This window comes from Burkholderia sp. IT-111MI5 (assembly GCF_949752865.1).
GTDB lineage: Bacteria > Pseudomonadota > Gammaproteobacteria > Burkholderiales > Burkholderiaceae > Burkholderia > Burkholderia pyrrocinia_C.
This window is the reverse complement of the sequence record NZ_CATKIF010000044.1, coordinates 330,458-351,112: the sequence shown is the minus strand read 5'-3', so window position 1 is coordinate 351,112 and position 20,655 is coordinate 330,458. Positions and strand designations below refer to the sequence as shown.

Annotated in this window: 17 protein-coding genes; 1 reads left to right on the top strand and 16 read right to left on the bottom strand. The window is 69.0% G+C overall.

The window, feature by feature from the left end; all coding sequences use genetic code 11:
• Positions 1 to 8 precede the first annotated feature (8 nt).
• The 16 genes from ACM6JT_RS26230 to ACM6JT_RS26155 form a co-directional block, all read right to left on the bottom strand.
• A complete protein-coding gene (locus ACM6JT_RS26230) occupies positions 9 to 3,713 on the bottom strand; it encodes a response regulator (RefSeq protein ID WP_414857597.1) in 3,705 nt (1,234 codons plus the stop codon).
• A gap of 45 nt (positions 3,714 to 3,758) precedes the next feature.
• Complete coding sequence (locus tag ACM6JT_RS26225; protein ID WP_063835078.1) at positions 3,759 to 4,892, bottom strand: ABC transporter substrate-binding protein; 1,134 nt, start codon at positions 4,890 to 4,892, stop codon at positions 3,759 to 3,761.
• A 394-nt stretch (positions 4,893 to 5,286) separates the two neighbouring features.
• Positions 5,287 to 5,595, bottom strand: coding sequence for a hypothetical protein (locus ACM6JT_RS26220; RefSeq protein ID WP_414857595.1), 309 nt, complete (start codon positions 5,593 to 5,595; stop codon positions 5,287 to 5,289).
• Entirely contained in the window at positions 5,558 to 5,995 is a 438-nt protein-coding gene (locus ACM6JT_RS26215) for a hypothetical protein (protein WP_105390157.1), read from the bottom strand. Before ACM6JT_RS26215 ends, ACM6JT_RS26220 begins: the two co-directional genes overlap by 38 nt.
• Positions 5,996 to 6,146: 151 nt before the next feature.
• Positions 6,147 to 7,070 carry an ABC transporter permease gene (locus tag ACM6JT_RS26210; protein ID WP_034184196.1) on the bottom strand — a complete coding sequence of 308 codons (924 nt, stop codon included), beginning with the start codon at positions 7,068 to 7,070 and terminating at the stop codon, positions 6,147 to 6,149.
• The gene (locus ACM6JT_RS26205) at positions 7,070 to 7,939 is read right to left on the bottom strand and encodes an ABC transporter permease (protein WP_034184195.1); all 870 of its coding nucleotides are present in this window, start codon (positions 7,937 to 7,939) and stop codon (positions 7,070 to 7,072) included. Before ACM6JT_RS26205 ends, ACM6JT_RS26210 begins: the two co-directional genes overlap by 1 nt.
• Before the next feature lie 37 nt (positions 7,940 to 7,976).
• A complete protein-coding gene (locus ACM6JT_RS26200; RefSeq protein ID WP_414857594.1) occupies positions 7,977 to 9,056 on the bottom strand; it encodes an ABC transporter ATP-binding protein in 1,080 nt (359 codons plus the stop codon).
• 49 nt (positions 9,057 to 9,105) lie between these two features.
• Positions 9,106 to 10,281 carry an ABC transporter substrate-binding protein gene (locus ACM6JT_RS26195; RefSeq protein WP_175749420.1) on the bottom strand — a complete coding sequence of 392 codons (1,176 nt, stop codon included), beginning with the start codon at positions 10,279 to 10,281 and terminating at the stop codon, positions 9,106 to 9,108.
• Positions 10,282 to 10,661: 380 nt separating this feature from the next.
• Positions 10,662 to 11,048, bottom strand: a complete 387-nt coding sequence (locus tag ACM6JT_RS26190) for a type II toxin-antitoxin system death-on-curing family toxin (RefSeq protein ID WP_243564538.1) — start codon at positions 11,046 to 11,048, stop codon at positions 10,662 to 10,664.
• A gap of 1 nt (position 11,049) precedes the next feature.
• Positions 11,050 to 11,223, bottom strand: a complete 174-nt coding sequence (locus ACM6JT_RS26185) for a hypothetical protein (RefSeq protein WP_407970536.1) — start codon at positions 11,221 to 11,223, stop codon at positions 11,050 to 11,052.
• 127 nt (positions 11,224 to 11,350) lie between these two features.
• On the bottom strand, positions 11,351 to 11,935 hold the full coding sequence (locus ACM6JT_RS26180) for an RBBP9/YdeN family alpha/beta hydrolase (RefSeq protein WP_414857593.1): 585 nt from the start codon (positions 11,933 to 11,935) through the stop codon (positions 11,351 to 11,353).
• A 17-nt stretch (positions 11,936 to 11,952) separates the two neighbouring features.
• Entirely contained in the window at positions 11,953 to 13,278 is a 1,326-nt protein-coding gene (locus ACM6JT_RS26175) for an MFS transporter (protein WP_414857592.1), read from the bottom strand.
• A gap of 156 nt (positions 13,279 to 13,434) precedes the next feature.
• Positions 13,435 to 14,490 (bottom strand): 3-keto-5-aminohexanoate cleavage protein, encoded by a 1,056-nt coding sequence (locus ACM6JT_RS26170; protein WP_414857591.1) that lies wholly within the window; start codon positions 14,488 to 14,490, stop codon positions 13,435 to 13,437.
• A 117-nt stretch (positions 14,491 to 14,607) separates the two neighbouring features.
• Positions 14,608 to 15,456 (bottom strand): TauD/TfdA dioxygenase family protein, encoded by an 849-nt coding sequence (locus ACM6JT_RS26165; RefSeq protein ID WP_414857590.1) that lies wholly within the window; start codon positions 15,454 to 15,456, stop codon positions 14,608 to 14,610.
• A 10-nt stretch (positions 15,457 to 15,466) separates the two neighbouring features.
• Complete coding sequence (locus tag ACM6JT_RS26160; protein ID WP_414857589.1) at positions 15,467 to 16,447, bottom strand: quinone oxidoreductase family protein; 981 nt, start codon at positions 16,445 to 16,447, stop codon at positions 15,467 to 15,469.
• 18 nt (positions 16,448 to 16,465) lie between these two features.
• Positions 16,466 to 17,383 (bottom strand): universal stress protein, encoded by a 918-nt coding sequence (locus ACM6JT_RS26155; protein ID WP_414857588.1) that lies wholly within the window; start codon positions 17,381 to 17,383, stop codon positions 16,466 to 16,468.
• A 250-nt stretch (positions 17,384 to 17,633) separates the two neighbouring features.
• On the opposite strand from ACM6JT_RS26155, the gene ACM6JT_RS26150 reads away from it, so the two are divergent.
• Positions 17,634 to 20,327 carry a LuxR C-terminal-related transcriptional regulator gene (locus tag ACM6JT_RS26150; RefSeq protein ID WP_414857587.1) on the top strand — a complete coding sequence of 898 codons (2,694 nt, stop codon included), beginning with the start codon at positions 17,634 to 17,636 and terminating at the stop codon, positions 20,325 to 20,327.
• Positions 20,328 to 20,655: the final 328 nt, after the last annotated feature.

Here is a 20,655-nt window from a genome sequence, read left to right as displayed (position 1 = left end):
GCGGCCGCTCAATCCTCCACCATGCGTTCCGCCGTCAATGCGGCCTGCGCGTGCCCGAATTCGGCGTCCGTGCCGGCGACGAGGCCGGCTGCCGCGGCGACGTCGGCGGCGCGCGCCAGCTGCTCGATCGCCTTGCAGCGGGCCGACAGCACGTGCGCGCCGACGTTCGCACTGCTCGATTTCAGCGTATGGGCGGCCAGCCTCAGCGCATCGGCATCGCCCGTTTCGACGGCCGCGCGCATGTCGCGGATCAGCCGCGGCGCATCCAGCGTGAACTGATCGATGATGCGGGTCAGGATATCGGGGCGGCCCGGCCGCTGGAGCGCGCGCAATGCGTCGAGCGCCTTGCGGTCGATCACGTTCGCGTCGCCGTCCGGATCGGCGATGGCTGCCGCGCCCGCTTCGGTGCCCGCTTCTGTACCCGCTTCGACGCCCGCCCGGGTTCCCGCATCGCTGCTCGCGATCGCCGGCCCGGACGCCGCGCCGCGGGCATGGCGCGCGAGCATCTGCAGCAGCGCATCGCGACGGAACGGTTTTCCCAGGTAGTCGTCCATGCCGGCGGCCAGGCAGCGCTCGCGGTCGCCGCTGAGCGCATTGGCCGTCAACGCAATGACCGGCAGACGCGGTGCGCCGGCTTCCGCTTCGTGCCGGCGCAGCAGCCGCGTCGCTTCGAAGCCGTCCAGCACCGGCATCTGGCAATCCATCAGGACCACGTCGAACGCGTCGTCGGCCAGCATCTTCAGCGCCCGCCGGCCGTCTTCGGCCACGGCCACCCGATAGCCGGTGTCCTCCAGCATCGCCAGCGCGATCTGCTGGTTGACCACGTTGTCCTCGACCAGCAGCACGCGCGCCGATCCGGCGTCGGGCGGCGGCGCCGCGTCCGGCCCGGCTTCGTCGGACACCGGCGCGGCCAACGGCAGCGGCGGCGGCCTCATACGCATCGCCGACGCGATGGCCGTGTAAAGCTCCGCGCCATGGAGCGGCTTCGTCAGCCGGGCGTCGATGTCGAGTTCGCGCGCGACCTGGATGCTGTCCATCATCTCGAACGCGGTCAGCGTGACGATCCTGAGCGCACGCAGCGACGCGTCGTGGCGGATGTGCTGCACGAGCGAGATGCCGTCCATGCCCGGCATCCGCACGTCGACGATGGCCAGATCGAACGGCGCCCCGTCGGCGACGGCCGCCCGCAACTGCGACAGCGCATCGTCGCCGCCGATGGCCGTCGCGACGCACAGCTGCCATTCGATCGCATGTTCGACGAGCACGCTGCGATCGGTCTCGCTGTCGTCCACGATCAGCACCTTCAATCCCGCCAGCGACGACCTTGCGCCCGCCGCGACGTCGACCACGCCCGACACCGGCTCGAGCCGCGCGGTCACGGTGAACACCGAGCCCTTGCCGGGCGTCGATTCGAGCGTGAGCGTGCCGCCCATCATCTCGGCCAGCTGGCGGGAAATCACGAGCCCCAGCCCGGTTCCGCCGTATTTGCGCGCGGTCGAGCTGTCGGCCTGCTGGAACGGCCGGAACAACTGTTCGGCCACGTCAGGCGCGATGCCGATGCCGCTGTCGGCGATCGCGAACACGACGCGGCCGTCGTCCGTATACGACACGGCCAGCTCGACCTGCCCGTGCTCGGTGAACTTGATCGCATTGCCGATCAGGTTCGTCAGGATCTGGCGCAGCCGGACCGGGTCGCCGCGCATCCATTGCGGCACGGTATCCGCCTTGCGGAACACCAGCGCAAGCTCCTTGCGCCGCGCATTGGGTTCCAGCAGCGCGACGACGTCGTCGAGCAATTGATGCAGGTTGAAATCGATGCGCTCCAGCGTCAGCTTGCCGGCCTCGATCTTCGAAAAATCGAGTATGTCGTCGATGATGATCAGCAGCGTCTGACCGGATCGATACACGGTGTCGACGAACTTGCGCTGCTTCGACGTCAGGCGCGTGCGTTGCAGCAGTTCGGTCATGCCCAGCACGCCGTTCATCGGCGTGCGGATCTCGTGACTCATCCTCGCGAGAAATTCCGATTTCGCCGAATTCGCGGTTTCGGCCGCGGCGATTGCCGCCTGCAGGTCGATGTCGCGACGTTCGATTTCGTCGAGCATCGTATTGAAGCCGGCGATCAGCGTCGCGACTTCGTCGCGGCCCTTGTGGGACATGCGCAGCGACAGGTCGCTGCCGCTGCGGATGCGGGCCATGGTGCGCGTCAGATTCCCCAGCGGGCGGGAGATCGACGTGCCCAGGCGATGACTGATCACGAGGCTGCCGATCGCGAGCAAATACGACACGGCGACGATCATCGCGATGGCGCTCGTCACCGCGCGGTTGACCTGCGACACGATGCTGCGCTGCTGCAGATCGACGCGCACGGCCTCCTGTTCCGTATAGGCCGCGAGGCGATTCGCGGTCGTCTCCACGTCCGCGATGATGCGCTGCATGCTCGCGTCGTTGGACAACATGTTCGACCGCACCGCGACGATGCGGCGTGCGGATCCGGCCAGTTCCGCGGCCAGCGGAACCACATCCTGCGCGCGGCTCGACTCGCGCTGCCCGCTCGCGACGAGCGCATCGCGCAGCGCGCCCGCGGCGGCGGCGAGCTTGCCGATATTCTCCCGTGCGTCGGCGTCGGCACGCTTCAGATGTTCCGTGCTTTTGCTTTGCGCGACCATGCGAAGGTCGGCCGCCAGTTCCTTGATGCCGCCGTTGACGACGGTCGACAGGTACCTGATCCGGGTCGCTTGCCGCTGGAACGCGATCGTTTCGTCGAGACGCTGTCGCGCCTTGACGATCCGCAGCGCAAACGGGTCGGCGATTTCCGCCAGCTTCGTGTCCAGTGCATCGAGGGACTGCAGGATCTTGTCCTCCCTCGCGTGGTAGCGCGTCGCGACGGAAGGCTCCACGAACATCCTGCCGCGCAGCGCGACAAGACTGTCGTTGCCGTCGAGGATGTCGGCCGCGACGCGCCCGAGCGCATTCGCGACGTCCTGCGTCGTGGCGGCCTCGAGGTTCGGCGCCGCGATCGCCAGCGCATTGCGCGCCCCGCCGATGGCCGCCTGCATGCGCTCCCGCAGCGGAGCGAGCCGGTATCGGCTCGGCGCGGCGTCGACATGATCGGCAACGCTGACGATGTCCTTGACGTTCATGCGAACCTGGTCGAGCGCATGAATCGTCCGGTTGTAGGCGGTGTTGGCCGCCAGCGCGTCGCTCACCGCCGCGCTGGCCTGGCTGTCCAGCCGTTCGGTTTCGGCACGGATCGTACTCAGAAATGCGTCGCCCCGTGCCTGGACGCGCTCGATCAGACGGGTTTCGTCACCCAGCCGCGCATCATCGCGCAGACGCTGGCCGACGCCTTCGCTCATCGAGCGCAGCATCGTGCGCAGGTCGGCGGACGGCGCGTCGACGCCGTGCCCGTCGATCGCGCGCACGGCGGCCGTGATGGCGGCAATCCGCTGCAATTGCGTTTCGATCTCCGCCGTCGAGCGCTCCTGCTCGGACGCGTCCAGCGCCTGTTCGAGCCGGCCGAAATCCACCGCAAGCTCCGCATACGCGCGCTGGAGTTCGTTGCTGCGCACCTGCAGCGGCAGCGATTCCGTCGTCAGCGTGCTCACGCCGGACGCAATGCCGTGCACCGCGATCAGGCTGGTCGCGGAAATCGCCAGCGCACCCAGCAGCATCAGGCTGGTGCCGGTGACAAGCTTGGCCTTGATGTCCATGCAGCCTCCGGGATCGGGACGGCCCGCGCGCGGCCATCCGGCGGGTTATCTGGCCGGTGCGTCCACGGGCGTGATGCGGCCGTGCGCGATTTTCGACAGGAACACCGCATTCAGCGCCTGGTGATTGTCCGCGCCCAGATCGGCGACCAGGCCGCCCAGGTCGAGATGCCGGATCGATTCGAGCGCCTGCTTCAGCGCCGCCCGGGTCGGCGACGGGCCGGCGCGCTCGAGGCCGATCAGCATGATCTTCGCGTCGATGCAGCCCTCGATGTGCACCACGCCCGCGTGTTCTCCCGGAAAGCGCCGCTCGATCAGCCGTGCGCAGTCGCGGATCACGTCCCGGTCGTTCTGGGGAAGCGGCACGACCTGCGAGATCAGCGTGCCGTCCCCTTCGTCGCCGACCAGGCGCAGCAGGTCGTCGGTGCCGACGAACGATACCGATGCGAGCCGGGCCTTCAGGCCTTCGCGACGTGCCGCGCGAATGAACGCGGCAATCGGCGTATAGGGGCCGGCCATGACGACGACGTCCGGCTGGCCGTCCAGCAGCGACGCGAGGCCCGTGTCGACCGCCGTGGTCCCGCGGCGGAACGTGCCGGTCGCGACGACGTCCAGGCCGTGGCGCTGCAGCGCCAGCCGCGTGCCCGCCAGCACCGCGAGCCCGAAGCCGTCGTCCTGATAGAACACCGCGAACCGTTTCGCGCCGTCGTGCGTGATGAAATGGTCGACCAGCGCGCGGGTCTCGTCTTCATAGCTGGCGCGGATGTTGAATACCTCCGGCACGACCGGCTTGCGCAGCGCCATCGCGCCGGTGAACGGGCCGACGAGCGGAATGCCGGCTTCCCGGATGATCGGCAGCACCGCCGTGGTGGTCGGCGTGCCGACATAGCCGAACAGCGCGAACACGTTGCCCCGTTCGATCATCTCCAGCGTGCTGTCGACGGTCCTGTCGGGTTCATAGCGATCGTCGCCGACCACGAGGTCGATCTTCCTGCCATGCACGCCGCCGCGTGCGTTCACGTCGTCGAACACCGCCTGCGCGCCCGTCAGCAGCCCGCGCCCGAGGCCTGCCGAATTGCCCGATTGCGCGTTGACCATGCCGAGACGGATCGCGCCGTCGGTCACGCCGGGCTCCGCCGCGAAGCAGGCGCCGGCGTCGATCATCGCGGCAACGCAAGCCATCAGCGTCAGGGTCCGGCGCAACGTCGCGCGTCGCACGTGGGGACGGGCCGCGCAGTTGTGCTCAAGACCGACGGCAGGCGCGATCCATCCCGGGCCGCACCGGCTCGGGGATCGAACGATCGGCGCAAACGGCCGGCAATCGGCACAAGCAAGCGCGCGCAATACATGCGGAAACCGGGTAGCCGAACACATTCGTGCGACAGACACGCTATTGCCCATGCTGGGTTCCCCCTCCGCCCCCGGTTTCTTGATCTGGTCATGCCCGCCGCATGCCGGATTACCGACGCGGCACGAGGCGATTAGTCATATATATAGGTTGCATCAAATGCGACTGCAAGCCGGAGGGCGATTAAACGCGGATTATCGACGGCATTGCGCTTCACGCGCGGGAACGTTATCGCACGGAGGCTGCATTATGTTTTGCTTTCAGAATTTCGATTCGATTTTTAATCCGCCATTCTTTTTCTTGAATTCGCTTATTCGAATCGCGATGAATGTGCGCGGCGGTGGCGCGATCCGGTCCCGATTCGAAAACGGAACCGGCCTCCCCGACCAGCAATACGTCGGAGAAGCTCGCCTGCACGGCGCGGATGTCCTGATCGTTGGATGGTAAAACCGGAATCCGCGGCGCGCCGGAACAGACGGCGAACGACGCCGCGGCGGCGTCACTTCGGTGCCGACGCGCCGCTGGCCGCGTCGCCATGCCAGGCCTTGCCGATCTGGTCGATCAGCGATTTCGCGGTGCCGGTCGCGAGCGCCGCGTCGACGCCCGACGTCTGCCACGAGCCGTCGGCGGCCTTCACGAAGGTCAGGTTCGCGCGCGACGGCGAGTAATCGGCATTGCGCCACGTGACGACGACGTCGCACGAATACGTGCGATCGCCGAGCTTCTTGCAGTCGCCGTCCGGCTTCGCCGACACGACATCGGCCGACACCGGCAGCGGCTGGCCGAACAGCGCGTTCAGGCCGCCGTGGTTTTCCGCTTCGAGCGCGCGGCGCACCGCGGCGTCGACGTCGTTCGATCCGGGGCCGTCGTGGAACAGGTTGCAGGCGGCCAGCAGCGTCGAGGCACAGCCGAGTATCAGCAGCGTTTGAAACTTCATGGAGATCCGTTGTCGAGCAAATGTCGGGTGGCGCGCGGGAACACGTTCGCCGGGCCGGTATGCCGCGTAGTCTGCAACGTCCGCGTGTCGTTCGCGGTATCCATTTGTAACCAATTGCACGGACGCGATCGCCCCGCTGCTGCGCCCGCGCCTACTGCCGCTCCTGCTTCACGCGGCTGACGAGTTGCGTCGGGCTCACGAACTGCAGCGCGATCACGACCCACACGAGCGTGATGGCCATGTAGATCATCGCCATCGCGTCGATCGACTGCGGCGCACGCACGCCGGTCGAGAACACCGCGTAATACAGCGCGACGACGAGCGTCTGCGTGCTCGGGCCCGCGGTGAAGAACGTCAGCTCGAACATCCCGATCGTGCGCACCAGCACGAGCAGCGCCGCCGCGAGCATGCCCGGCACGAGCAGCGGCAGCAGCACGTAGCGGAAATAGCGCCACGTATTCGCACCGAAGATGCGCGCGGCGGCTTCGAGATTCGGGTCGATCTGTTCGATGAAAGGCGTCATCACGAGGATCACGAACGGCAGCGCCGGCACGAGGTTCGCGAGGATCACGCCCGGCAGCGTGCCCGCGAGCCCGACCTTGTACATCACGGTCGCCATCGGGATCCCGTACGTGACGGGCGGCACCATCAGCGGCAGCAGGAACACCAGCAGCGCGAAGCGCTTGCCGCGAAACTGCACGCGCGCGAGCGCATAGGCGGCCGGCACGCCGAGCGCGATCGACAACAGCACGACCGCGCCGACGACCTCGACCGTCACCCACAGCACGCTCGCGAGCTGGAAGTCCTGCCACGCCTTCGCATACCAGCGCAGCGTGAAGCCCTGCGGCAGCGGCGTGCCGAACCAGCGGGTCGCGACCGAGTTCACCGCGACGGTCGCGATCAGCAGCATCACGTTCAGCAGGAAGAACGCCATCAGCCCCCAGACGAGCGCCTTCCACGCACGGCCGGCGAGGTTGCTTCTCATCTTTTGCGGTTGCCTCGCATTGACGGGCCGTGCGTCGGGCGAACCCTGCTTCGGCGGCCAGGCCGGCGCGGCACGATTGTCGGTCGCCATCAGCCCTTGCCCCCCGTCACCGGCCCCGTATAGAAGAAACGGCGCGCGCCGAGCATCGATGCGACCACCAGCAACTGCACGAAGCCCATCACGATCGCGATCGCCGACGCGAGCGAATAGTCGTAGCTCTCGAACGCGGCCTCGGCCGCCGCGATCGAGATCACGCGCGTCGGCCCGGCCGGCGCGCCGAGCAGCACGGCCGACGGGAACACCGAGAACGCCTGCACGAACGACAGGCACGCGGCCATCGTGAGCCCCGGCACGAGCAGCGGCAGGTAGATCTGCCGGAACTGCTGCCACGGGTTCGCGCCGAGCGTCGCCGCCGCGCGCGCGAGCGTCGGATCGATGCCGCTGATGTACGACAGCATCAGCAGGAATGCGAACGGAAAGCCCGACACGATCAGCGACAGCAGCACGCCCCAGTAGTTGTGCGTGAGGCGCACTTCGTCCGTGTACAGGTGCAGCCCCTGCAGCGCCTGCGGGAACCAGCCGTTCGGTCCGAAGTACGTGAGCATCCCGTCGGCGACGAGCACCGTGCCGAGCGTGACGGGAATCACGAGCAGCGTCGTGACGAACTTCTGGTACGGCGAATGACGACGCAGCGCGAACGCGACGGGCACCGACACGCCGACGTTGAGCAGCGTGGCCGGCACCGCGAGCTTCAGCGTGACGAGCACGGTCGGCCACATCGCGGTATCGGTGAAGAACTGCACGTAGTTCGCGAGCGCGCCGCCGCCGTTCGTCGGCTGGAACGACAGCACGAGGCCGTACGCGAACGGATAGATGAACAGCGCGACGATGAACCCGAGCGCGGGCGTGACGAGCCAGGCCTTCGCGTCGCGCCGCGTGCCGACCGCGAGCGTGCTCATGCGGCCTCCCGGCGGGACGGCGCTGCGGTCGGGCCGCTCATGTCGCGTCTCCCGCATAGACGAGCGTGCGCGACGGCGCGACGCGCAGCCGCAGCCGCTCGCCTTCCGAGAATTCGCCGGCGACGCGCGCCCAGATCGTACGGAACGGCGCGATCGCGCGGATCAGCGAATCGCGGCCGCCGTACTCGACCGTTTCGACCGTCGCATCGAACGCGTTGTCGCCGGCGTCGTCCGCGCGCTCGATATCGTCGGGGCGCAGCGCGACCACGACGTCCTTCGCGTCGAAGCCGGCCATCGGCACGCCCGTCAGGCGCACGCCGCCGGCCGTGACGTTCACGCAGTCGCCGGCCATCCCTTCCAGCGTGAACGGCAGCACGTTGCGATAGCCCATGAAGCGCGCGACATGCAGGTTGTGCGGGCGCGTGTAGACGTCCTTCGGCGACGCGACCTGTTGCACGACGCCCTCCTTCATCACGACGATGCGATCGGCCATCGACAGCGCCTCGTCCTGGTCGTGCGTCACGTAGATCGTCGCGCGTTCGAGCTGCGTGTGGATACGGCGGATCTCCGCGCGCATCTCGATGCGCAGCTTCGTGTCGAGGTTCGACAGCGGCTCGTCCATCAGCACGAGCGGCGGCTCGATGACGATCGCGCGCGCGATCGCGACGCGCTGCTGCTGCCCGCCCGACAACTGCCCGGGCAGCTTGCCCTCATGGCCGACGAGCTGCACGAGTTCGAGCGCCTGCTGCGCGCGCCGCCGCGTTTCCTGCTTCGCCATGCCGCGCATCTTGAGGCCGAAGCCGACGTTGTCGAGCACCGACATGTGCGGAAACAGCGCGTAGTTCTGGAACACCATGCCGAAGCCTCGGCGTTCGGGCGGCAGCACGTCGATGCGCGTGTCGTCGAGCCAGATGCCGCCGCTCGTGAGCGGCTGCAGCCCCGCGATGCAGTTCAGCGCGGTCGACTTGCCGCAGCCCGACGGGCCGAGCAGCGCGATGAACTCGCCGCGCCGGATCTCGAGGTCGAGCCCGTTCAGCGCGGCGACCTGCGCGCCCTCCGCATTGGTGAAGCTGCGGCACACGCCGTCGAGCCGCAAGCGTTCGAAACTGTGCTTCATTACGCGAACTCCATGCACGCGGGCGCCGCGGCGCCCGCCGGTTCAAGCGTCACTTCGACTTCTGCGAACCGATCTCGCGATCCCACTTCTGGAACGCGGCGACCATCGCCTGCGCGCTGAGCGGCTGCACGTGCGGACGATCGGCGAGCAGCTTCGCGTATTCGGGGCGGCCGAACTTGCGGATCACCTCCTGGCTGTGCGCGGGCGCCATCTCGAGCGTCACGCCCTTCACCGCCGGGCCCGGATAGAAATAGCCGTCGTCGTAGGTCATCGCCTGTTGCGCCGGTTCGAGCAGGAAGTTCATCAGCTTGAACAGCACGTCGAGCTTTTCCTTCGGCACGCCCTTCGGGATCACCATGTAGTGCGCGTCGTTGACCCACGTCATGTTGTCGAACGCCTGGACCCGGAACTCGGCCGGCACGATGCCGAGCGCGCGCGGGTTGAGGTCCCAGCCGGTGACGGTCACGGTCATGTCGCGGGTGCCCTCGCCGAGCTCCTTCATCACGGCCGACGTGCCGCCCGGGTAGTACGGGACGCAGTCGTTCAGCGCCTTCAGGAACGCCCAGGTCTTGTCCCAGCCGTTGATCGGGTCCTGCGGGTTCTTGTCGCCGAGCACGTACGGCAGCCCCATCAGGAACGTGCGGCCGGGGCCCGAATTCGCCGGGCGCGCGTAGATCAGCTTGTTCGGGTGCGCCTTGCACCATGCGAGCAGCTGGTCGGGCGTCTTCGGCGGGTCGCTCACCTTCGCCGGGTTGTATTCGAGCAGCGGGCCGGCCGGCATGTAGGTGACGGCGAGGCCGAAGCCCTGCGCGAGATCCTGCATCTTGCGCGGGCCGGGCGCGTATCGGTCGAGCACGCCGGGGAACGCGGCCGCGTTGTCGGGCAGGAGTTTCTGCCACAGGTTCTGCTCGATGCCGGCGGCCAGCGCGTCGGTGCCCGTCAGCACGAGGTCGATGTCGGAGCGCCCGGCCGCCTGCATCGCCTTGATCTTGCCCGGCAACTGCGGCGCCGGCGCATTCGTGAACGTGACGTTCGATACGAGGTTCGGGTTCTTTTCCCTGAACGCTTCGATGGCCTTCTGCGTGAGCTGCAGGTTGCCCGCGACGTCGACGATGTTCAGCGACACGGGCGCGGCAACGGCCGTCGCGGCCCCTGCCGCCGTCAGCGTGAAGCCCAGCGCGACGGCAATCCGGCGGGCACGGCGCGCGATCGTGGTTGTGTTCATGTCTCCTCGCTTCGGTCGGTGGATGGGACCTTTCTTTCGGGAAATCATGACGGCGTTATACGATGTCGGTCAACAAAAAACCATGACGCGCGGGGCGGGACTTTCCCTGACAAAAACCCTTCTGCGATGACGTGATTCGACAGGCCGAACGGATATAGGGTGCGCTGCGGCGGGTTGTGTGAAGTGTGTTAAGACATCGTATGTCGGCGCGAGAGCTGAATCGGGCTGGTGTGCCGGGAACGCCCGGCCGGCGTGTTTCGCGGGAAGGATGAAAGGTCGACTGGATACCCGGAAGACGTATCGAGCCCGTTCGTCCGTCAGGTTATCGGCGCGCGGTCACCAGGACGATGCCGCAGAGCATGGCTGCGCGAGGCGTGGTTTCAACGAGACAGGGACAATTCCCAGACCGCACTGAAATACTCGGCCAGTTCCTCGCTCGTTACGCTGCCGTCGGCGACATCGACCATGAGGTCTTCGAGATCGGCAAGGCGAGGAATCGAGACACCTTGCCGCTCCATATACGTCAACGCGCAAGTGAGGCCGGTCCGCTTGTTTGCATCGTTGAACACATGGCCGCGCGCGATTGCGACTGCATAGGTCGAGGCAATACCGAACACGTCATCAAGGCCCGCGTAATGAACATGATTTTCAACGCGATGCAAGGCGGCCTCGACGCCGCCTCGGCCGGCATGAGCGAAACCGCTGAGGCCGCCGAGATCCCGGATGATCTCGTCATGAATGGTGATGACGTAATCGAGATCCAGCAAATCAGCGATCCTTCAGCGCGATCAGCACGTCCCGGTGTTCGGTAATGACTTTTCGCGCTGCACGCAGCACGTCGCCTTTCTCGGTTTCGGTCGAGACCTTGACCTCCGCCGTCGGGCGAATGATCGTGCGAGGTTTCAGCTCGACTCCGTACAGCGTTTTCCTTTTGGGAGCCATGACAGATTTCCGATAAAAAGTAATAGTAATCAGCCACTTATCTGCGGCCACACAATTAATAATCATAACATCCAACGAGCCGCCTCAGGATGTCTGCACCGGCAAACGATGCCGACGTGTCAATCCGTCACTTCAGAGCGCTTTCGCCAAGCGCCACGACTTCTCCGATCAGCCGTTCCGCGTCACGCCACTCCCCATACCCCGACGCCGGGTTCAGGTGCCCGACCTCGCCAAGATCGACGAGCTTGCTGCCCCACCCGGCCGCCAGCGCCTCGACGCGTTCGAAGCGCGCGAGCGGATCGTTGCGGCTCGCGGCGACGAGGCTCGGGAACGGTAGCCGCGCGGTCGGCACGGGCGTCCAGCCGTGCGCATCGATCGCATCGGGCGCCGGATAGCCGGCCGGCATCGGCGTATCGAGATCGGCCGGCGCCGCGAGCAGCGCGCCGTGGATCTCACGCGTGGCCTGCCGTGCCCAGTGCACGGTGATCATCACGCCCGCGCTGTGCGCGACGAGAATCACCGGGCCGTCGATCTCGGCCAGCGCTGCGTCGAGCGCCGCGACGCGCGCGGCGCGGCTCAGCTTGTCGGCTTCCAGCGGCGCGACCGAGCGTGCGTTCGGCAGGCGCCGTTCGAGGTGCGTCTGCCAGTGGTCTTCGACGTGATCGCGCAAGCCGGGCACGATCAGGATGGTGGGCGTGGTCGCCAGGGTCATGCAGCCTCCGGGAGGGTTCAGGAAAGGTGTGTCGCGCGCCGTTCGCGTTCGACGCGCACGATATCGGCCGCGTAGCTCGCGCGTCCGATCGCGAACAGCACGGCGGCCGCGAGCGGCACGACGGGAATCCATTGCAGTGCGCCGACGAGCCCGGCGCGATCGGCCACCCAACCCGTCAGCAGCGGGCCCGGCGCCATGCCGAGCAGGTTGTTGGCGAGCGTGAGCGTCGCGAATGCCGATGCGTGGATCGCGGCCGGCGTCAGGTTCGCGACCATCGCGCCCGATGCGCCGGACGCGCCCGCGCCGACCAGCATGCCCGCGCAGATCAGCGCGAGTTGCAGCGGCCCGGGCGGCAGCCGGAACGCGACCGCGAGGCAGGCGCCCGTCAGCACGCAATACGCGATCGCGGTCAGCCATTTGCGCGAACCGTCGGTGCAGCCGACGCGGTCGGTGACGATGCCGCAGCCGACCATCCCGACGCCCGCGAGCAACACGAAGCCGGCCGCGAGCACGGCGGCACGGTCGGGCGCCATCGCGTAGTAGCGGTTCAGGTAGCTCGGCAGCCACGCGAACAGCGCGCCCGGCACGAACAGGTGCAGCCCGCTGCCGAGATACGCGCAGATCACCGAGCGCGACGCGAACAGCCCGGACATCAGCGCACGCACGCTGCCGCGCAGGTCGCGCGGCCCGGCATCGCGCCGGCACGGCTCGACGCGGCACGCGGCGAGCCGCCGTTCGGTCACGACGCAGCGATACGCGACGAGCAGCACGATGCCGAGCGCGGCCATCACGCCGAACGACCAGCGCCAGCCGAGATGCGCGCCGACCAGCCCGCCGAGCGCCATCCCGAACACGGAGCCGAACGCGCCGCCGGCCATGAACGCACCGGTCAGCGTCGCGCGCAGGCGGGCCGGAAAGATGCTGAGGATCAGCGCGACGCCGACGCTGCCGTACGCTGCTTCACCGAGCCCGACGAGGCCGCGCGCCACCAGCATTTCGGCGTAGTTGGTCGACAGCGCGCAGCCGAGCGTCGCGACGCTCCACAGCGCGGCCATCAGCACGATGCTGCGCACGCGCCCGAAGCGGTCGGCGAGCACCGACAGCGGAAACGTCAGCAGGCCGACCAGCAGCGCGACGACGCCGCTCAACGAACCGAGCTGCGTGTCCGACAGGTTCCACGCGTGCTTGAGCAGCGGAAACACCGCGTTGAGCACCTGCCGCGACATGTAGTCCGACAGCAGCAGGCCGACGGTCAGCCCGAACACGAGCCACGCGTACGCAGGCGCGCGCCGCTCGGTGGCCGCCAGATCCTTCAGCGACGGCTCGACATGATGAATCAACATGCGTGTCTCCTCCGGCACCGGTGCGGCAACGCGCCGGCGCGGCTTGCGCGGCCCCGCTCCGTTCGTCGGAGCTTGCCTCGCGCGCTGCGCGAGGGTGGGTGCCGCACCACATCGATCGGCGGGCGGCGCTCGCGGGCCGCCCGGGTGCGCGGCGCGTCAGGCCGCGCGCAGCGGCACGCTCACCTGGCCCGACCGGCGGTTCGGCGCCATCCCGAGCTGCGCGAGCGTTTCGTCGATACCGTCGTACTGCACGCCGATCCGGTAGATCGCCTTCGCCTCCTTGCCGGTCGCGATGTCGCGGCCGAGTTCGCGTGCGATGCGCGCACACTGCTCGACCTGCTGCACCGACGTCATCCGGTTGCCCTTCTGGTCGATGATCGTGTCCTCGATCCCGCAACGCGGATGCAGGCCCAGCGCCATCGCGACCGTGTTGATCGGCAGCACGTTCTTCATCAGCGATTCGAGCGTGATGCACGCACCGTCCGGGCAGCGCCGCACGAATTCCATGAAGTTGTACGGATTCGGGCCGTCGAAGCCGCCGCCGATGCCGACCCACGTGACGTTCAGCGGGCCGCGATAGACGCCGCGGCGGATGATCCGTTCGAGCGTTTCGAGCGCGTGCATGCCGGTGAGCTGGAAATGCGGCTGGATGCCGGCCGCCTGCAGCCGGCGCAGGTGTTCGTCGACCCAGCCGGGGCCGGCCGGCACGGTCATCTCGCGGTACGCGTCCCACAACGCGGCTTCGTTCAGCGACGTGCCGGCGATGTCGTTGCGGTTCATCAGCTCGGTGATGTTCATCTGCACGGTGTTGATCGCGACCGTCACCTGGTCTGGCTTCGGGCTCAGCTCGGCGAGCATGTGGCGCGTGTCGTCGGACAGCCATTTCGCTTCCGCGCCGTCGCCTTCCGGCGCGAACGAGATCGAGCCGCCCACCTGCAGGATCATGTCGGGCACCGCGTCGCGCAGCCGGCCGAGCAGCTCGTTGAACTTCGACAGCCGCTTGCTGCCCTTGCCGTCGAGTTCGCGCACGTGCAGGTGCAGCACCGTCGCACCCGCGTTGTAGCAGTCGACGGCCTTCTGCACGTGCTCGTCCATCGTCACCGGAATGTCTTCCGGAAAATCGGCGGGCATCCATTCGGGGCCGTACGGCGCGACCGTGATGACTACCTTGTCCTGGTTTTCCGGGTGCAGCGAATCGTCGAGAAATTGCATGTCGTCCTCCAGTGGAAATCGTTGTATTCGGGCGTACGGGCGTGCGTATCCCGCCGCGCCGGGCGGCGGGCCCGGCGCGTTGTGTGGGGTTGCGAATCGATTACGGTGCGGGCGCGCTCAGAAAGGCACGTCGCCGACGATGCCCGCGCGCTCCATCTTGCGCACGCACGGCGGGTAGTCCATCACCGCGTAATGCTGGGTGCTGCGGTTGTCCCAGATCGCGACGCTGTTTTTCTTCCAGCGCCAGCGCACCTGGTATTCGGGGATGTAGGCCTGGCTGATCAGGTATTGCAGCAACTGGCCGGCGCCGGGGTTCGCGTCCTGCCCGAAGCGCACGCGCTCGGGCGTGTGGAAGTTCGTGAAATGCGTCGCGAACGCATTCACGTACAGCACCTTCTCGCCGGTTTCCGGATGCGTGCGCACGACCGGATGCTCGGCGTCCGGATATTGCGCCTTCAGCGCGAGGCGCTTGTCGATCGGCATCGCCGCGCCGAAGCTCGCCTCGATGCTGTGCCGCGCGCGCAAGTCGCCGATCTGCTGCTTCACGTGTTCCGGCAGGCGCTCGTACGCGAGCACCATGTTCGCCCACATCGTGTCGCCGCCGACCGGCGGACCTTCGATGCAGCGCAGCACGCAGCCGAACGGCGGCGCCACGCGCCAGCTCGCATCGCTGTGCCACGCATTCTCGTAGCGGTCGTTCGGCTGGTCGGGCGACTTGTAGATCCGCACGAGCCCCGGATGCTCGGGATCGCTGCCGGCGACCGGGTGATCCTCGAGTTCGCCGAAGCGCCGCGCGAACGCGACGTGCTCGGCGCGCGTGATGTCCTGGTCGCGCAGGAACAGCACGCGATGCCGGAGCAAATGCGCGCGGATCTCGGCGAACAGGCCGTCGTCATGCACGGCGTCGACGAGGCTCACATCCAGCAGTTCCGCGCCGATCGCGCAGGTCAGGGGTTCGACTCGCATGCGCGTCTCCTCAGACGATGAACACCGACGAACCGGTCGTCTTGCGAGATTCGAGATCGCGGTGGGCTTGCGCGGCGTCCTGCAACGCATAACGCTGGTTGATCTCGATGCGGATGCGGCCGGCCGCGACATGCGCGAACAGTTCGCCGGCCAGGTCGTTCTTCTCGGCCGGGTCGGCGATATAGTCGGCCAGCGCCGGGCGCGTCAGGTACAGCGAGCCCTTCATCGCGAGGCGTTGCGGATCGAACGGCGGGATCGGGCCCGACGCGGTGCCGACGCATACCATCAGTCCGCGCCGCTTCAGCGAATCGAGCGAGCCTTCGAAGGTGTCCCGGCCGACGCTGTCGAACACGACGTCGACGCCCGCGCCGTCCGTCAGTTCGCGCACGCGTTGCGCGACATCCTCGCGGCTGTAGTCGATCGTATGGTCGCAGCCGTGCGCGCGGGCGATGTCGGCCTTGTGTTCGCTGGACACGGTGCCGATCACCGTGAGCCCGAGCAGCTTCGCCCATTGCGACACGATCAGCCCGACGCCGCCGGCGGCCGCGTGCAGCAGCAGCGTGTCGCCCGGCGCGAACGCATGGATGCGGCGCAGCAGGTAGGCGGAGGTCAGCCCGCGCATCGTCATCGCCGCGGCGGTGTCGCACGCGATGCCGTCCGGCAGCCGGATCAGCGGCGCGGCCGGGATCAACCGTTCGGTGCTGTACGCGCCGAGCGTGTTGATGAAGCCCGTGTAGGTCACGCGATCGCCGGCGGCCACGTTCGTCACGCCGGGGCCGACGGCCTCGACCACGCCGGCCGCCTCGACGCCGATGCCGGACGGCAGCGGCACCGGATACAGGCCGCTGCGGAAATAGGTATCGGCGAAGTTCAGGCCGACCGCCTCGTGCCGCAGGCGCACCTGGCCGGGGCCCGGGTCGCCGACGTCGACTGCTTCCCAGCGCAGCACGTCGGGGCCGCCGGTTTCGTGGAATCGCACTGCATGTGCCATCTTGTTCTCCGTATGGTGTCAGTCGGATGCGCGTCGCGCATCGTCGGGTTCGTTCGCGCCCGGCGGCGTCGCGGCTGCGCCGCCCGCCTGCGGCTCGTCCAGCTCGGCCCAGTCGGCGTCGCCCAGGTAGCGCCGCGCGGCCGGGAAAATCACGCCTTCCATCCGCCCCATCTGCTCGAACGCGCCGTGTGCATAGCGCGCGAGCGCCGTGTCGAATTCGGTGGACGGCAACCCGTCCCCGGCGATTCGTGCCAGCGCGTCGAGCGCTTGCGCGTCGCGCTGCCGCTGGCGGTCGAGTTCGTCCAGTTCGGCCGCGACGCACTCGGCACGGGCACGCAATGCCGTGAAGAGGCGAGCTTCGGCAGCCGTGCCGAAACGTGCGTTCTGCAGCGCGGCGAGCGACGCCAGCACACCCTGCGCGTCGACTGCTTGCCGACGCGGCCCGTTCGCGGCTTCGCCGCACGCCATCAGCGCTTGCAGCAGCACGCCGACCGCGCGATGCGCATCGAGGCAGCGCGCCATCACGCGCGCCTCGGCCGGCGAACGCTGCGACGTGCATACGAGTACCGGCACGCCACTCGTCGCCAGCAGGTGCTGGCGCCGCGCGCAGGTTGCCGCATCGGCATCGTGCGGCAGCGCCGCGACGCCGATCAGGTCGCAGCCGAGCTCGACGGCAAGCGAGCCGGGCGATGCGTCGCCGGCCCCCGGATGGCCGGCCCCCGCGATCGCATGGGACAAGCCCTGCGCCCGTGCGGCGGCTTCCACTTTCGCACCGTGTTCCGGCAGCCGCGCTCCGGATAAACGCGAGTCCGGCGCGGTGCCGGGCAGCACGAACGTGACCCGCGCGCCGACCGCACGGGCCAGTTCGAGCGCATGGCCGATCGCGTCGATGCCGCCGGGCGCGCCGTCGACCGTCACGAGCAGATGGCGGTACATCGCGCCGCTCCGCTTATCCGGCGGTCGGCGCGCTGCGCCGCGCGCCGGTCGATACGATCTTCATGGGTGCCCTCCTCGTGGCGTTCGTCATTCGTCATGCATTGGAACCCATGCTATCGGCGCGGCGCCGGTGCGGCCCCACTCGTCGCGGGGGGGATTGACGCGCGAACGCGGTTCGAACGATCCTTGCCCCCACGCCCACCCCGGACGCTGGCCCGCACGGCACCGCCGGACTCCGACTGCTGCCCCGATGGCCCACCCACCCGATCGCGCCGACGCGCCCCCCACCGAACTGGTCCTGAAGACGACCGCGCCGCGCGTGCCGGCGCAGTTGCTCGCGCGTGCGCGGCTGAGCCTCGCCGCGCCGGCATTCGACGGCCGTCCGGTCACGCTCGTGCAGGCGCCGGCCGGCTACGGCAAGACGTCGCTGCTCGCGCAATGGCGCCGCGAAACCCTCGCGCTCGGCCGCGCGGTCGTGTGGCTGTCGGCCGACGAGCGCGACGACGCGCCGCGGCTGCTGCAGGGGCTCGTGCAGGCGGTGCGCACCGGCTGCGCGCGGCCCGGCTTCGGACGCCTGATCCCGGGCGGCGCGGCGCGCGCGCTGGACGGCCTGACCGCGTGGCTGGCCGAAGTCGCGCAACTGTCGATCGACGCGCTGCTGATCGTCGACGACGCGGAGCGGCTGCCGGCCGCCGGCCTCGACGCGCTGACCTACGTGCTGCACAACGCGCCGCAAAACCTGCATGTGGTCGTCGCTGCGCGGCGCGGGCTCGATCACGCGGCCGGCGACCTGCTCGCCGGAGGCCAATGCACGCTCGCGGGCGCCGACTGGCTGCGCTTCACGCTCGACGAGACGATCGAGCTGGTCGGCGCGCGCTTTGCGCAGCGCGTCGACGCCGATGCGTGCGCGCGGCTGTTCGAACGCGTCGACGGCTGGCCGCTCGGGCTGCAGCTCGCGATGGCCGCGATGGCGCGCTCGGCCGATCCGCGCCAGGCCGTCGACGCGCTCGCCGCGCGCGTGGACGGCACGCGCGACCGGCTCGTCGAGCTGCTGCTCGCGAACCTGTCGGCCGACGACACCGCGTTCCTGACGCGCACGAGCGTCGCCGATCGGCTGCATCCGTCGCTGTGCGCCGCGCTGCTCGACGACGCGGGCGCGCCCGACCGGCTCGCGCGGCTCGCGCGCGACACGCCGCTGTTCATTGCATCGGACGATTCGGACTGGTGCCGGCTGCATCCGCTCGTGCGCGACACGCTGCGCGACCGCCTGGCCGCGGGCCCGGAAGCAGAGCGCAGCGTGCTGCATGCGCGCGCGGCCGCGTGGCTCGACGCGCACGGGATGACCGAGGAAGCCGCGCGCCACGCGTATGCGGCCGGCCAGGTCGAGACCGCATATGCGCTCGCGCAACGTTGCCTCGAGGATGCGATCAAGCAGGGCCGCATCAACGACGTGCTCGACTGGCTCGCGCTGCTGCCCGACGCGGAGCTCGACAAGCGCCCGACGCTGCGGATCGCGGTCGCCTGGGCACTGGCGCTCGGCGAGCGCCATGTCGAGGCGCAGCGGCAGATCGCGGGCATCCTGGCCGACTCCGGCACGCCGGCCGCGATGCGCTACGAATGCGCGCTGATCCTCAGCGCGGCCGCGTACTACGCCGATGAAATCGATCGCTTCGTCGAACTGTTCGAACCGTGGGCCGACTTCACGCCGCCGACGGCGACGTGGCTCGCGCAGATGCACGCGAACCGGCTGGCGGCACGCGCGATCATCGTCGGCGAACCGGCGCAGGCGCGCCGCTTCCAGCAGGCCGCGCCGCGCGGCGAGACGGCGGCCGGGTTCGGCTACGTCGCGCGCTGGGGCGAGCTGATCACGGGTCTGAGCTACCTGCGAGAAGGCCAGATCCGGCTCGCCGACGACGCGCTGTCGCCGGCGCTGGCACGCGCGGAAGCCGATCTCGGCCGCCGCCATCCGCTGACCTGCATGCTCGCGGCGATGTGCGCGGCGATCGCGTACGAGGCCGACCGCGTCGACCAGGCCGCCGCGCTGCTCGCGAACCGGCTCGACGTGCTCGAACACGCGGGCACGCCCGACACCGTGCTGCTCGGCTATCGCACCGCCGCGCGCATCGCGCTGCTGCGCGGCGTCGAGCACCGCGCGATCGACCTGCTCGAGGCGCTCGACGCGATGGGCGTCGCGCGCCGGCTGCCGCGCCTGTCGGTCGCGAGTCTCGCCGAGCAGGTGCGGATTCACGCGGCGCGCTATCGCGAGGCGACCTGCCATGCGCTCGTCGAGCGCATCGACGCGATTGCCGCGGCCGAGTTTCCGTCGCACGGGGCGCTGTGGCGGCGCCCCGTCGTGCTGCTGCAGGCGACCGCGCATGCGGGCGCGGCGCTCGCCGCGCGCCGCTGGGACGACGCGTGCGCGGCGCTCGACGAAGCGGCCGTGCTGGCCCGCGAAATGAGCATGGGGCGCGAGCGCATCGAGATCATGGCGCTCAGCGCGTTCGCGCTCGAGCAGTCGGGTGGCGGCGGCCGCGCGCTGCTCGACGAGGCGATGAACCTCGCGGACATGTTCGGGCTCACGCGCACGCTCGCCGACGCGCATCCGGCCGTCGCCGACTGGGCGCGCCGCGTCGGCGACGAGGCGACCGCCGGCGACGGCCCCGCGCGGCACGCGCTGCCGCAGCCGCGCATCGTGCCGCCCGCACCGCGCGGCGCGGCCAGCCCGCGCGCGGTGCCGAGCGTCGTGCTGACGCCGAAGGAGCGCGCGATTCTCGAACTGCTCGCGCGCAACCTGTCGAACAAGGAAATCGCGGTCGCGCTCGCCGTCGGCGAGGAAACCGTGAAGTGGCACCTGAAGAACCTGTTCGGCAAGCTCGACGCCAGCTCGCGCAAGCATGCGGTGCGCCGCGCACTGGTGCTCGGGCTGCTCGAAAACGCGCCATGACGCGGGCCTGAAACGACCTGCTCCGCCCGCATTGCGGCGTCGTTCGTCGCTGCAATAGCTGCGGCCATTGCGCTTCCTCTCTCCTTGCTCGCGCCCAAAGGAAGTCCCCTTCGGGGACGCGCTGAAACGCACGTTCGCAAGCCCGTTATTGGCGTGAACGGGCCCTAACCCCGTTCGATTCTCCGCAACCCTGCCCCCCGTGCATGGGGGGGAGCGGCCGCCCGCCGTTGCGTAGTCTTTCCGCACGGCTCGCGCCGGCGTCGCATGTGTCGCCTTCCCGCCTGCCCCGATGCTTCCCCGCTTCACCCGGCCGGGCTCGATCCTGTCC